Source organism: Neptuniibacter marinus (assembly GCF_001597725.1).
GTDB lineage: Bacteria > Pseudomonadota > Gammaproteobacteria > Pseudomonadales > Balneatricaceae > Neptuniibacter > Neptuniibacter marinus.
Map to the genome: position 1 here is coordinate 1 of NZ_LUTR01000031.1, position 15,007 is coordinate 15,007.

The window sequence follows — 15,007 nt, forward strand, 5'->3', positions numbered from 1 at the left end:
TTAATCAGGCATTATCCAATGCTTACTTAAAATCTCAGGGGCTTTATGAATTGCGCGATGGATGGATCAAGCTTCACCATTCTCAGTGAAACGCCCTGTGCGGATCCGCATGCAGGGTGTTGTGGGGGCTGAGGGTTAGAGACCCTCGGCTACCCGATTATACGTTTCCTGATTGTTCAAAGATATAACTGTAAGCTTCGTTCAACTTTGGATACTCTGTTGACTCTAGTAATGCATGCTCTTTCTCTAAAAAGTGTACCTTTCCAAGTTTTTTCATTTTAGAAAGCTTGTCTGAGTCCATGCCGCATAGAAATATCTGTGAGGATTTTGGTGTATTGTTTAATATTAGTGAGACTATGCTTTCATAGTGATCAGCGGCTTGTTCATGCTGATTTGGTGTATCAATGACTAGTGGGCTTAAGGCTTCTTCGCTGTACAAGCTTATAAGGTTGTATAAGCTTAAATAGTAAGCCAACATAGCCCTTGTGCTTTCTGCAGCACCTCCACTTTTTGCAACTTTTGCATGAGTTTCTGGAGATTTAATATTAGAAGTATTTACACCAAATGCTTTAAGTTTAGAAATGTAACTTGGAAAAAGTTCAAGGAATTTTTCTTTAACAATTTTTCTACTCTCTTTAGCTGCATCATTTCTTTCTTTGCCAAATTTCTTCTCATCAGTTTCCAAAGAATAGAACTGCTCAAGCTTTATGTTTTTACTGCTATTTACTTTATGTGTTACTGAATGAGCGGCGACTGAGTCGAGGATGTTTTGAAAAGTTATAGGCTCTTCATTGTTTTCTTTTTTGTAGTATTTTTCATTTAATACTTCTATTTGATCTCTTATATCTTTTAATTCTTTCTCTTTAGTTGCAACCAATTGTTCGGATTTTTTCAATGATCTCGCAAGTCGTTTGGTAACTTGCTCTGCTTGTTCCTTATCCTTTAGGAGAGAAAATCTATTAACTAGTGTATTGTCGTGGATCACTCCACAGGTTGGACACTCGATTTCGTCATCGTTTTCTTCTGCATATTCATAGTCTCTTTCCAGCTCGCTGACCGCTTCATTTGCAATGGCAAGCTGACTTTGAAGATGAGCTTTATCAGCTCTAAGCTCTGCGAATTCTTCAAAAACAAGTTCTTGCTTGTTATGTAAATCAAGAATTTTATATTTTAGCTCTTCTTCAATTTCATCAAATTCTTCTATGTTAACTGTAGTTTCAATACTCGGAACGAAATCACTAACAATAGAAATTGCTGTTTCATACTCATCGATTTTATTTTTAACTATTGCTTTTTCTCTTTTCTTTTCATAAATGTCCTCAGTTAAATCAAAATAATCTTTCTTGATCATTCCTGAATGATATTGAATTATATGTTTTTTCCAATCTGAAAACTGACCAAGCTTATCAAACGAAGCCCATGCATTTGACCAGCTTTGCTTCTGGTCAATATAAAATGGTAAAAAGTAAAATGCTGGAGGAGGGATTATTACTTCATCATTACTTCTTGCTGGTAATAAGGCATTGAAATTAACAATTTCTGATATTCTTTTCGAGAACTCTCCCGAAACACCAACATAACTTTGATAATTTCTCCCATCTTCAGAAATGAAAAAACGTTTGTCATCTCTTGCTATCCAGTACGGTTTATCATCAACATCGAATTCAACAATGGTTTTGCAGCACAGTCCATTCCACTTGTCATCAAATCGTGGGTCACACCCGAAGCACCAAAAAAGATTTTTAACTACAGATGATTTTCCTACGCTATTCTCATCCTCGGCTAGAATCAGATTGTATTTGTCTGAGAATTCTAATTGTTTCGCTTTCTTTTCTAGATTGCTTATTATTGTTAGTTTTTTGAATTTCAAGGTTCTCATGTGACTTATTCCTTAAATTCCTGATAAGCTTTTTGTATGTATATGTTTCATTATTTTGTTTCATGAGATCAGCTCATATAAAAAAGCACCAGAGAAATCTTCTCTACTCGGGAAATAGCTTTCCATTAGTTCTTTATGTTTATTTAAGATATGTTCTTCTAATTCTTTAGCAGTTAGAAAAGCATCAATATTATTTTCGATTTCTTTCTTTATCGTTGAAGAGATCTTATGTAACTCAGTATCACGACTGCTGAGTTTAGCGGTATAATATCGATCAAAAGCACTTACTACTTTTCTCCGTTTGAGAGAACTCAAGTCATATTCGCTCTTTAGTATGTCTATGAGTTCAGTGGTAAGGTTTTCATCTGGCTTTATTTTTACATGTTGATTGATTATCTTATCTACCTGCTGACTTGTAACTGCTTTTTTCTTTAAAGACGTTTCCCACTCAAGATAATCAAAGCTATTTTCTCCTTTTCTATGCAAATCTCTTATTATGCAGTCATATATTGAACTAGAGTTATAAGTGCAGCCTGGGCTATGTTTATTTATTAGCTGGCTAATTTTCCCTTCGACAACAAGATCAAACCCTTTCTCAGGAAGATCAGGAATAATAAATGCTAACTTATTTTCTAGAATATTATCTTTGTCGATATCAGAAATATTCGCCAGAACCTTATCTCTTTCATCTTCCGTAAGTAAACCGACGTCTATAACTTCAAAAGATAAACCATTTTTATGAAGGTCAAAACTAAAACCACCTGTTGAAACAAAATTAACAGTTGATATTTTATCTGAAAACTGTTTATTGCAAACGCTACCTGCAAGCTTTTTCAAAGGTGATACTGAGTCTTTTTTATCTTTTGAAAGTGAATTGATAGTTGATTTGGCTGATATTTCTTTAATTTGATTGAATTCAAATAACGCTGATTTACTATCCAAACTGTTTGCTAGCGTTACATCTTCGTGCTCTTCAACAAAAATTGCATATTCTTTTCCTTCACTATGCTCATCAAGCATTCTGCAGAATGCCCAATGATACTGGTAATTATACTTTCTGAAGGTTTCACTTCCGGCCTTTTCTCTCTTCGCATCTAACCCCAAAGGATTTAATTGATTATTAGATTCCTTTTCCGTCATAGCTTTTCCTTTGGAAATTAATTTTATGAAAATGTATAGGTATATTAAAAACGTATAACATTTGTATATACGGGGGTCCGTGTATCTGCCCACTCCGTTATTCATGAAAGATAGATGTAATTATTTGAAAAGGAAGGGAAAATTAGAGAATGAAACTGTACTCTTCCATGACAAAGCGAGCATGCGTATTAATAATTGATATACCTTAGCCTATTAAAAACGGCTCCGTATATCTATCCATGCCGGAGATCCATCTATCTGATTTATAACTATTTTTAACTTAAGTATGGATGTAACACAAGCATCATTTTGGATAAGAAACGCTGTAAAGCAACATATATACTGTCGCGTAGGCCGTTTAGAAAGCTAATGAACCGGTTTCCGTGCGCGCCTATAGGGGGGGGTTGTAGGAGGCCAGCCTTTATGCTCGGAACGAGTGTCTGGCCGAAGGGTTATGTTTTATCGGGTTAAGTGCGTAATTTATTCAGGTGCTTTTTGTGGATTTTTACACGTAATTCTTTCGCTCACAGGGTGAGCTCCTACACCTAACGTGCGTGTAGGAGGCCAACCTTTATGCCCGGAACGGGTGTCTGGCCGAATGGGCTTGAGCGCGCGTTATGCGCTGACTTGGAACACACTGACCAACTGATTGAGCTTGGTGGCGGTATTTTTCACTGAGGTGGAGCGTTCTTGTAGCGTGCTAATCGAACCATTCATCTGTTCTGCGGAGACGCCTACCCGTCGGGCGGCATCACCGTGACGCTGGCTGTTATCATTTAGCTGTTTGATGGCTAAAAACATATGTTCCACAAGATTGTGTAAGGATGTGTTTTCATTCGAGGCTTGTTCAGTTTTTCTTAAATTACGATCAACCTCTTGAACCCCGGATTCCATAAAGTCCACGGCGCTTTGAGTTTCTTGCTGAATCCCTTCGATCATCTGCTGAATCTCATTCGCTGAATCGGCGGTGCGATGGGCCAAGCCGCGAACTTCTTCCGCAACAACGGAAAAGCCTCGGCCATGTTCACCTGCTCGGGCTGCTTCAATGGCGGCATTAAGAGCCAATAAATTGGTTTGGTTGGTGATGTCGCTAATAACACCAATGATCTTACCAACTTCAACGGTACGGCTATTGAGAGAGGTAACCTGTTTCGCCGATGTTTCAACGATGTTGCGAATATCTTCCGTTCCGGAGCGTACCGATTCAAATTGTTGACGGGCTTCTGACACTACTGCATCCATTGCTTTTTTGAGGGATTCAGCGGTGTTAGAGGCTTGACCAATTTCAGTCAGTTGTTCTTCGAGCAGTACCAATATTTCCTGAATTGCATCGCTGACCTCAGCCGACACTTGATACGCCTCTTTATTAGTATCGAGCATCGCTTGGTTGGTCTGTTTAACGTCGCTACTGGAGGTAATGACTTGGCCAACAATACCATCAAGGCTATCAATAAAACTATTGATCCAGCGGGCCATATCACCTGTTTCATCGGCGACCAGTTGGTGGGCTTCTATTCGTTGTCGTAGGTTACCTTCACCTTCGGCAATGGTGCGAATCACCTTGGTCATATCATCAAGCCGGGATGCTAATTTGTTGGTGCTGAGTTTAGGGAACAGCAGGGTAGTAACCAGTAACAGTAGTAGCGATACGGCATCAATCGCATATTGCGGTAGCTCAGTGAAGGTATGCAGGGCGCTGTTAATGCCTAGAATCGCCGCGGCGGTGAAGCCAAAGCCTTTCATTAAACTTAGATTGATCGAGCGGCGACGATAGACCTCTTCTAAATCACTTTCGCACATCATACCCCAGCGGTCGGGGGAGCCTTTTAGTTGAAAGGTTACTCCCTTGCCGATTACCGGAATGTGACGATAATCAGAATAACCTGGGTAGGTGATAAATAGATTTTCACCGTTACGAATGGTCTCGCGCACGCCGGGATGGAGTTGGCCGGTGGCTGGATCGGTAAACCGTAGCTCTAGTTCGGTATGGCGTCGAACACTGACTGTACCCCAGCCGGTGTGGATGCCACTTTTTAAGTTTTCACCGTGGGAGAACGTGTTATCTTCAAACCGAGAGCGCGATAACGCTGTACCCGGCTCGATATTCCGGTCGAAATGAGAATCGACCATAAAAATATAGTTATCGCCAGATTCAGGATAAATATGGCCTGCTTCCCGTTGGATCAGGTCACCGAGAACATCGTTTGGTACACGACCACAAATGGCCCCGACTGGCTCACCATTTTGCTCAAGGGGCTGGTAGAACATCAGCGTAACTTCATCGTGGAAGTTAGAACTTGAGGCACCAATATCTAGGGTGAGAGAATCGGTGTAAGGGCCATGTAAAAACTGTTTTTTTACGCCTTGAGTCCATGCAGCGTTGGCAAGATCGGATGCGCCTATATGATTGTGATGGGTCGAACTGATGACGGTACCTTGAAGGTCGATAACAAACAGCTCAGAAAAATCACGGTTCGCTTCTAGACGTTGGTTGAGCCACGACTGATCAATATTGTCAAAGCTAGGGCCAAGGTGTTCAGCGAGAAAGGCGAGCTGATCCCATTGGTTTTCCACCCACTGATTAAGAATTTTTACTCGAGTGGCAGCAATACCTTCAAAGGTTTGTTCCACTGATGAATAGGTATGGCGGTTTAGAAAGCAGGATTTATACATCGCAAACTTGCCTGTGCTGCCAAACCAGTTAAGCCACTTTCGCTCCTTCGGGCTGAGGTCCATTGAACTACTTTTAAGTTGAGTCATGACTGCGACTACCCTCAAACAGTGTAAATAGATATAATTAATTATACCAAAGCAAATAATATGCCATTGAATTGAATGGTGATAAATTCAAAAGAGAAACTCCCTGGAAGAGCCCATTTTTCGCGAGCTTCGTGGCATATGGAGCATTTTTTTGGTGCGTGCCGTAAGAACGGTTAAATTATTCGTGCGCTAAATTGGTGCGGCGTGATATATGTGTGGGAGGCCTGCTTTTATGTCCGACGGGTACTGGCCGAAGGGTTGTATTTTTGTTGGGTAGGATGTGAAATTTATTCAGGTGCTTTTGTGGATTTTTACACGTAATTCTTTCGCTCACAGGGCAGGCTCCTACACTGGGCGTGCATGTAGGAGGCCAGCCTTTATGCTCGGAACGAGTGTCTGGCCGAAGGGTTGTGCGTTGATCGGGTTAAGTGCGTAATTTATTCAGGTACTTTTTCGGATTTCTGCACGTAATTCTTTCGCTCACAGGGTGAGCTCCTACACCGGACGTGCATGTAGGAGGCCAGCCTTTATGCTCGGAACGAGTGTCTGGCCGAAGGGTTATGTGTTATCGGGTTAAGTGCGTAATTTATTCAGGTGCTTTTTGTGGATTTTTACACGTAATTCTTTCGCTCACAGGGCAGGCTCCTACACTGGGCGTGCATGTAGGAGGCCAGCAGCCTTTATGCTCGGAACGAGTGTCTGGCCGAAGGGGGTTGTGTGTTGATTGGGTTAAGTGCGTAATTTATTCAGATGCTTTTTGTGGATTTTTACACGTAATTCTTTCGCTTGTTATCCGTTCCGAGCATAAAGAGCTGAGCCTCTACGAAGGGATTAATCCCACCAAAAATACCAGCTGTCGTGGTTGATTAGCATAGATGCGAGTTTAGCGACGCTTTCGACGCCTTGGTCTACGATGTCGTTGCAGTAAGCGTATTGCTGCCAAGCGAGTGCCATCGCGTCTTCTTCGGTTGTGGGTGGGTTGCTAATATGGGCTTCGATCAGGTCATTGCTGACGGCAACGATCTGTGCGCCGTACGCTTGCTGCCAGTGTTTCCATATAGCGCAGTGGATCTCTGGGGTAGGGCATTGGTTCCAGCCGCCAAAATTGAAGTAAGCAGGTATTTTCCAGTTACGGTCTGTCTTTATTTTTGCGCCGATTAAGTCGTTGATCGGCTCGTCCGTCATAATGTCTTGGGCTAGGCTGAAGCTTTGCTTCTCTTTTGATTCGCCTTGCCAGGTGCCGGTAATTACGGGGAGGTCAATTTCGCCTTTTAGTGTATTGAGCTGTTCTGTTAGCCAGATATTGGGGTTGATCAATGTTGAGGCTTTGATGATCTCTTTTGGGCTGTTCTGGCGGGATTCTATGGCGTCTTCGATGTAGGTTAGATCTTCTTGGGTACCGCAGACGATAACCTTGGTGTCTTTGCCGCAGGATTTAATTGCTTTGTTATAAGCGGTTGTGGCGTCAAGGTTAATAAATTTCATAAGATGACTCTAGGTTTTAATGTTGTTTGATGCATGAAATCTAAAAAGCCGCAGTGACTTTATCATATAGGTTCACTGCTTATTGGGCTTTTTATTGTATGTTCAGTTATTAAGTCGATTCTTTTCTTTAATACTTATCATAACAATCTCTGTGGTGCATGCGTTTTGTCATGTGGTAATGCCGCTGAAAGCAGGTCAGACCGATGCATTGTACGTAAGAATTACGCGTAACTAAATATCTTAGGTGGATGTACATCCGTTTTAATTTTTCTTTTAAGGGGTGAATATAAATTCCACTAGAAAGGCATCCACGTTATCGAAGAAGAGTGGATTATAAAGAAGAGTAGTGGGGGTATCTGTCGAAATTACGTGGGTATAATAAGGTGCTTTCTCGTGTGTAATGGCGCTTATTTAAGGGTAAAAAATCACTACCAAAGGCTTATGCAATACCGTACTATTCTATAAATAATAATCATTTGCATTTAAGCTATAGTATTGTTTTAAGTTGGAGGAACAATTAATGATAAAAATGCTAGGTGTGTTGAGTTTTGCGGTATTGACGAGTGTAACTGCGCAAGCAAGTTGTGATTACACCCCCAATAAAGATGAGTTTGCATTTAGTTTTACGGCTTATGGTGCAAAAGATAAGTCATATGCTGTGACCAATAATACGTTTACGAAGTATGAGCTTTCTTCTGAAAGCGGTAAATTATTGAATGCTGCAATTGATATTGATGCGACGTCTTTAGATACGTCTAGTGATTTAAACAATGGGCAAGGTGGCTTGTGGCCAGAGAGCATGGCGTCTGTTCGTAATAATAATGTAGTGACAGGTTTATTTAATAACTTTGTAAATCCTGGCAAAGTCATGGCTAAAATTGGTGCGCTGGATGCTAGTGTTGTGGGTCTTGATGTCACTATGAATGGTGAAACAAATAGAGTCCCAATGACCTATAGCGTGGCGGATGGTGTATTGTCGGCAGAAGGTACCTTGGATATTTTGGATTATAATGGCGTTGATGCATTTAAGCAGTTTTCACGTATTTGCCGTGCATGGCATAAAGGTAAATCTTGGTCTGATATTGTCATTAAGTTTAGCGTACCTGTTACGGAGTCAGGTTGTTAACTGTTTAGATCGTTAACATGTCATGTTCGAAGCGATAGTAACGCGTCGATATGCTGGCCTTTTTTTGTGGAGGGGATGATTTTTCTATTGTTATAAAAAAGCCCGATGATCTCTCATCGGGCTTTTTGTTGTGCGTTAAGTAATTAGATTACTTAGCTGCGTTCTTTTCTTTAACGTCAGCAATGACAGCTTCAGCAACACTTGATGGGCAAGCGCTGTAGTGAGAGAACTCCATAGAGAACTGACCACGGCCGGATGTCATTGTACGTAAGTGTCCGATATAACCGAACATTTCAGATAGAGGTACGTCAGCTTTAATACGAACGCCTGAACCTGCAGTTTCCTGACCAGAGATCATGCCGCGACGACGGTTAAGGTCACCGATTACATCACCTACGTGATCTTCTGGCGTGAACACGTCAACTTTCATGACAGGTTCAAGAAGCTGTGCGCCAGCTTTAGGTATAGACTGACGGAATGCGCCTTTTGCAGCGATTTCGAAGGCTACAGCAGAGGAGTCAACCGCGTGGAAACCACCGTCGAAAAGCTCTACTTCAACGTCTAGTACTGGGAAGCCCGCTAGAACACCTTGTTCCATCATGCTGCTAAAGCCTTTTTCCACTGCTGGGAAGAATTCTTTAGGTACGTTACCGCCCACAACTGTTGAAGTAAACGTGAAGCCAGAATTTGGCTCACCTGGTTTGATACGGTAATCGATTTTACCGAACTGACCAGAACCACCAGACTGTTTCTTATGGGTATAAGAATCTTCAATCTCTTTAGTGATTGTTTCGCGGTAAGCTACTTGTGGCTCACCAACAATTAGGTCAACGCCGTAAGTACGTTTAAGGATATCTACTTTGATATCTAGGTGAAGCTCGCCCATACCACGTAGGATGGTCTGGCCGCTGTCTTCATCTGTGTGTACTAGGAATGTTGGATCTTCTGCAACCATTTTACCAATGGCGATACCCATTTTCTCTGCGCCTGCTTTATCTTTAGGCTCAACAGCGATAGAGATTACTGGCTCAGGGAATACCATAGCTTCAAGCGTACATTCATGCTTAGGATCACAAAGAGTGTGACCTGTTTGTACGTTTTTCATACCTACGATAGCGATAATGTCGCCCGCTTGAGCGGAATCAAGCTCTTTACGCTCATCGGCTTCCATTTCACACATACGACCTACACGCTCAGTTTTACCTGTGAACGAGTTAAGAATAGTGTCGCCTTTCTTCAATTTACCGGAGTAAATGCGGATAAAGGTAAGGGCACCGAAACGGTCATCCATGATTTTGAATGCAAGAGCACGGAATGGCTCATCAACAGATACAGTTGCTACTTCACCTGTTGGCTCACCTAGTTCATCGGTTAGATCCTGTGGAACAACTTCTGTAGGTCCTGGTAGGTAGTCAACAACGGCATCAAGGATTAGTTGGATGCCTTTGTTTTTAAATGCAGAACCACAGTAAGTAGGGAAGAACGCTAGCTCAAGTGTACCTTTACGGATGCAACGTTTGATCTCTTCAGTAGAAGGAACTTCGCCTTCCATGTAAGCCATCATTAGGTCGTCATCTTGCTCAACCGCTGTTTCGATAAGTTGATCGTGATACATATCAACGTCATCTACCATGTCGGCAGGCACGTCTTCAACTTTGAAGTTTTCAGGAAGACCTGTGTCATCCCAAACGTAAGCTTTCTTACTTAGAACATCAACAACACCAACGAAGTCATCTTCACGACCGATAGGTAGAGTCATAACAAGTGGTTTAGCCGCAAGTACGTTCTCTATCTGGTCAACAACTTTAAAGAAGTCAGCACCCAAACGGTCTAGTTTGTTAACAAAGATGATACGGGAAACACCGGATTCATCAGCATAACGCCAGTTAGTTTCTGATTGTGGTTCAACACCACCAGAACCACAGAATACGCCGATGCCGCCATCAAGTACTTTTAGAGAACGGTATACTTCAACAGTGAAGTCAACGTGTCCCGGAGTATCGATTACGTTCATACGGTGATCTTTCCAGAAAGTGGTGATCGCCGCTGATTGAATAGTAATACCACGCTCAGCTTCCTGCTCCATGAAGTCAGTAGTTGACTCGCCTTCATGAGTTTCGCCTAGCTTATGGATTTTACCCGTAAGCTTTAGGATACGTTCTGTTGTAGTGGTTTTACCCGCATCTACGTGCGCGAAAATACCGATGTTTCTGTACTTGGATAGGTCTGTCATCTCTTTACTCGACTATGTGAGGTCCTAAAATTGCGCGTCAGTATACAGTCTTTTTTATTACTTTTCGAAGAAAAATTACAAGTAAATTGAGCTTTTGATTAGTTTTTTTTATCTGAAAAGTTTATTACTAAGTTGATGCGAGGAACTGTGGCGTTTTTAGCGCATTACAAAGGAGAAAGAGGGGGTATGGAGGAGTCGGTTTTTAGTCTAGAAAATAGGCTGGTTTTTATAGTACTGTTCTTTACCTGTTTGCTAAGCCTATACGTGAAGAACACTGAGTTTAGTCAATTTATTTATGATTTGAGCTTTTTCTCTGTTGGTTGAATGGTGCATGAGTATTCATGGGCCGCTATAATGCGCCCTCATTTTAGTTTGTATAGTAGTGAGTCAATATAGATGGATGCTCTTGATGAGATCAAAGAATTTTTAGCTTGTGAAACTCCTGATTTATGGATTCAGGCGGCACTGGCCAATCAGGATATTTTATTGATCGACCATGCGCACTGTGAGAAAAAAGCGGCTTCTACTGCAATGCGTTTGATGTTTCGTTATGTTGACCGTATTGATCTGCTTAATAAAATGTCCCGTTTGGCGCGAGAGGAGTTGATCCACTTTGAGCAGGTTCTGGCGATTATGCAGGATCGCGGTATTGTTTATGAGCATATGTCATCGGCTCGTTATGCGGGAGGTATGCTTAAAAAGGTGCGTACGTATGAGCCTGGGCATTTGATCGATTTACTTATCGTTGGGGCTTTTATTGAAGCGCGTTCTTGTGAGCGTTTTGCCAAGCTTGCCCCGCATTTAGATGATGAGCTAGCTAAGTTTTATCGTTCTTTGCTTAAATCGGAAGGACGTCATTATCAAGATTATCTTGGTTTAGCTGAAGAGTATGCGGGTGAGCCTATTGAGGACCGCATTCAAGTCTTTAGAGAGGTGGAACAGAACTTAGTTGAAAGTGATGACGATGAGTTTCGTTTTCACAGTGGTAAGCCTACTTTTATGTAGTTATTTATGTAGTTATTTATGTATTTACTTATATCGCTATTTATATAGTCATTTGATTGGCGGATGATGAGGTCAGTAATCAACCGCTGCTCGTTGGCCTGTGTTTAGATAACGTCGGCAATCTTAAAGCTTATAAGATCGTATTTATCAGGGTCAACTTTTAGATACCAGCCCAACGCTTCCCAATCGCCTAAGACAATTCTTGTCGCTTCATTACCTTCTATTGTTAGCTTATGTATAGCTGGTCGATGGGTATGCCCGTGAATCATGAGCTTAACATGGGCTTCATTGAGCTGTTTATTGACTTCATCTGCATTAACATCGGTAATGTACTCATCTTTTTCGGCAGTGCGCTCTTTGCTTGTGGCACGCAGTTGCTTAGCCAATGCGATGCGCTCCGCGATCGGTTTGCTGAGGATCTCATGTTGCCATGCGGGGTTGCGCACCATTGCGCGGAACTGCATATACTCTTGATCATCAGTACAGAGTTGATCGCCATGAAGGATAAGCGCATTGCCAATAGGTAGCGAGTGAACTATCTGTTCAGGCAAAAGCTCGGCGCCGATACTATTAGTAAATACTTTGCCGACTAAAAAGTCACGATTGCCATGCTGAAAGTAAATTTTGCAGCCGGAATCGCTAAGTTGTTTTAGTTGAGAAACTAAAGGCTCAATGCCGGGCACGGGAGCATCGTCACCGATCCAAGCATCAAAGATATCACCTAAAAGATAGAGTGCATCCGCGCCTTGGGCTATGTGTGATAAAAAATATGAAAACGCCCGAGAGAGATCCGGGCGTTCGGGTTTCAGATGTATATCTGAGATAAAATAAACAGACATGCTTACTCTTCGGTGCTTTCTGCTTCTGTTTTAGTCTCAGCGTTTTCATCTACGAGTTCGGCTGATTCTATAATGATGTCTTCTACAGGGACATCTTGATGGCCAGCGCGAATTGTCGTTGCTGCTGTTTTTAGTTTGTTAACAACATCCATCCCATCTACAACTTTACCGAAGACCGTATAACCCCAGCCTTCTGTTGTTTTAGCTGAGTGATCAAGAAACGTATTGTCTGATACGTTGATAAAGAATTGTGCAGATGCGCTGTGTGGATCCATTGTCCGCGCCATTGCAACAGTGCCTGTTGAATTAGAGAGCCCGTTATCGGCTTCATTTTCAATTGTTTCGCGGGTTACTTTTTGAACCATGCCAGGTTCAAATCCACCACCCTGAAGCATAAAACCGTTAATTACGCGGTGAAAAATTACACCATCGTAAAAACCATCGGTTACATATTGTTCAAAGTTTTCTGCTGTTTTTGGGGCTTTTTCGTAATCAAGCTCTAAGGATATGTCACCAAAATTGGTATGGAGAATTATCATCGTTATAGTGTCCACTTCTTCGCCTTTAACCGGGCCATTATACTCAAGTCGAAAAGAAACGCATCTTTGTTTGTTCTTTAGGAGTAACTCTAAAGGCAATAGTTGCTTCTGTATAAGGGAAGAAACCAAATAATCTAAAAATTGATTAATTTGTTTGTTTGTTCTCTGCCATTTGTATAGAGCATCCGTTTATAATGGGGCAACTTTTTACTCGCCTTTAGGTTTATTCGTATATCAGGGCGATACAGAATTCATGCTATTCCAGGATTAAGACGCTACCTATGAGCACAACAGAAAGCAGCAAACCAACGAACTTCATCCATCAAGTGATAGAACAGGATCTGGAGCAAGGTAAAAACGACGGTAAAGTGGTTACCCGTTTTCCTCCAGAACCCAATGGTTACTTGCATATTGGTCATGCTAAATCTATCTGTCTGAATTTTGGAACAGCCGAAAAATATAAAGGCGGCTGTAATCTGCGTTTTGATGATACAAATCCAGAGAAAGAGAGCCAAGAGTATATCGACTCTATTATTGAAGATGTGACTTGGCTTGGTTTTAAGTGGCAGGGTGATATCTGCTACACCTCTAATTACTTCGATCAACTTTATACGTGGGCTGTTTATCTTATTAAAGAAGGTAAAGCTTATGTCTGTGATTTGGGGCCGGATGAAGCGCGTGAGTATCGTGGTAACTTCACTACACCGGGTAAAGATAGCCCTTATCGTAACCGTAGCGTTGAAGAGAATTTGGCGCTGTTTGAAAAGATGAAAAACGGTGAGTTTGCCGAAGGTGCGTGTTCTCTACGCGCTAAAATAGATATGCAATCGCCTAATATGAATCTACGTGATCCGATGATCTACCGTATTATTCATACCAGCCATCATCAAACTGGGGATAAATGGTGTATCTATCCTATTTATGATTTTGCCCATGGCCAGTCTGATGCGATTGAAGGTGTGACACACTCTATCTGTACCTTAGAGTTTGAAGACCATCGTCCACTTTACGAATGGTTTTTAGAGAACTTACCGGTCCCTGTTGTTCCTAAGCAGTATGAATTTTCTCGTTTAGAGCTTAACTATACGATTACCAGTAAACGTAAGCTTAAACAGCTGGTGGATGATAATAAGGTGACTGGTTGGAATGATCCACGTATGCCGACTATTTCAGGCTTGCGTCGTCGTGGTTATACCCCCGAATCTTTGCGCAACTTCTGCGATATGGTCGGTGTTACGCGCTCTAATGGTGTGGTTGATATGGGCATGCTTGAAGCTGCAGTGCGCGAGGATCTAGATAAAAATGCACCTCGGGCTATGTGTGTTGTGCGTCCATTAAAAGTCACGATCACTAATTATGATGAGGCGTTGGAGGAGTGGTTTGAGCTACCTAAACATCCTAAAGATGAAACTATGGGTATGCGCAAAGTTCCATTTACACGTAATTTGCTGATAGAGCAGGATGACTTTGCCGAAGTGCCACCACGTAAGTGGAAACGTTTAACTCAAGGTGTAGCCGTTCGTTTACGTGGTGCATACGTAATCACTTGTGATGAAGTGATTAAAGACGCAGAGGGTAATGTAGTCGAGCTGAAATGCTCATACGATCCTGCGACTAAGGGCGCTAATCCTGAAGGTTATAAACCTAAAGGGGTTATCCATTGGGTGTCAGCTGATAACTCTGTCCCATGTGAAGTACGCGAATATGATCGTTTGTTTACCGTGGAAAATCCAGAAGCTGATAAAGAGCGTGACTTTAATGAATTTATCAATCCAGAGTCACTTGTGGTCGTAACCGACGGGCGCTGCGAGAGTGGCTTAGCGGATGCGGCGGCTGAAAGTCGCTACCAATTTGAACGGACCGGTTATTTCTGTGTTGATGCTGATTCGACCGCCGACAAATTAGTCTTTAACCGCACTGTGACCTTACGAGATTCTTGGGGTAAGTAAAACACTTGCTCTAAGGTTGGGTACACGATAAAAAACGGTCTCTTTAAGAGGC

General features: G+C 42.0%; 10 protein-coding genes. 3 read left to right on the forward strand and 7 right to left on the reverse strand.

What is annotated here, in order from left to right; all coding sequences use genetic code 11:
- Positions 1-157: 157 nt before the first annotated feature.
- The 4 genes from A3774_RS14995 to A3774_RS15010 all read right to left on the reverse strand — a co-directional run bounded on the left by A3774_RS14995 (position 158) and on the right by A3774_RS15010 (position 7,264).
- Positions 158-1,879 (reverse strand): hypothetical protein, encoded by a 1,722-nt coding sequence (locus tag A3774_RS14995; RefSeq protein ID WP_067869465.1) that lies wholly within the window; start codon positions 1,877-1,879, stop codon positions 158-160.
- 60 nt (positions 1,880-1,939) lie between these two features.
- A complete protein-coding gene (locus A3774_RS15000; RefSeq protein WP_067869468.1) occupies positions 1,940-3,019 on the reverse strand; it encodes a DUF4297 domain-containing protein in 1,080 nt (359 codons plus the stop codon).
- A gap of 615 nt (positions 3,020-3,634) precedes the next feature.
- The gene (locus A3774_RS15005) at positions 3,635-5,779 is read right to left on the reverse strand and encodes a methyl-accepting chemotaxis protein (RefSeq protein WP_067869471.1); all 2,145 of its coding nucleotides are present in this window, start codon (positions 5,777-5,779) and stop codon (positions 3,635-3,637) included.
- A gap of 831 nt (positions 5,780-6,610) precedes the next feature.
- Positions 6,611-7,264, reverse strand: a complete 654-nt coding sequence (locus tag A3774_RS15010; RefSeq protein ID WP_067869474.1) for a DUF4253 domain-containing protein — start codon at positions 7,262-7,264, stop codon at positions 6,611-6,613.
- A 520-nt stretch (positions 7,265-7,784) separates the two neighbouring features.
- Here A3774_RS15010 and A3774_RS15015 point away from each other — a divergent pair.
- Positions 7,785-8,390 (forward strand): hypothetical protein, encoded by a 606-nt coding sequence (locus A3774_RS15015; protein ID WP_067869478.1) that lies wholly within the window; start codon positions 7,785-7,787, stop codon positions 8,388-8,390.
- 148 nt (positions 8,391-8,538) lie between these two features.
- Here A3774_RS15015 and fusA read toward each other — a convergent pair whose 3' ends face one another.
- Entirely contained in the window at positions 8,539-10,623 is a 2,085-nt protein-coding gene (gene fusA / locus A3774_RS15020; RefSeq protein WP_067869481.1) for an elongation factor G, read from the reverse strand.
- Between the two features lie 396 nt (positions 10,624-11,019).
- Here fusA and miaE point away from each other — a divergent pair, with 396 nt between their 5' ends.
- On the forward strand, positions 11,020-11,628 hold the full coding sequence (miaE, locus tag A3774_RS15025; protein ID WP_067869484.1) for a tRNA-(ms[2]io[6]A)-hydroxylase: 609 nt from the start codon (positions 11,020-11,022) through the stop codon (positions 11,626-11,628).
- 104 nt (positions 11,629-11,732) lie between these two features.
- On the opposite strand, the gene A3774_RS15030 is transcribed toward miaE, so the two are convergent.
- Both A3774_RS15030 and A3774_RS15035 read right to left on the reverse strand, forming a co-directional pair.
- Positions 11,733-12,467: a UDP-2,3-diacylglucosamine diphosphatase gene (locus tag A3774_RS15030; protein WP_067869486.1), complete on the reverse strand. Its 735-nt coding sequence runs from the start codon at positions 12,465-12,467 to the stop codon at positions 11,733-11,735.
- A 2-nt stretch (positions 12,468-12,469) separates the two neighbouring features.
- Positions 12,470-13,006 (reverse strand): peptidylprolyl isomerase, encoded by a 537-nt coding sequence (locus A3774_RS15035; protein ID WP_067869489.1) that lies wholly within the window; start codon positions 13,004-13,006, stop codon positions 12,470-12,472.
- Between the two features lie 281 nt (positions 13,007-13,287).
- Between A3774_RS15035 and A3774_RS15040 the strand changes: the two genes are divergently transcribed.
- On the forward strand, positions 13,288-14,955 hold the full coding sequence (locus tag A3774_RS15040; RefSeq protein WP_067869492.1) for a glutamine--tRNA ligase/YqeY domain fusion protein: 1,668 nt from the start codon (positions 13,288-13,290) through the stop codon (positions 14,953-14,955).
- The last annotated feature ends 52 nt before the right edge of the window (positions 14,956-15,007 follow it).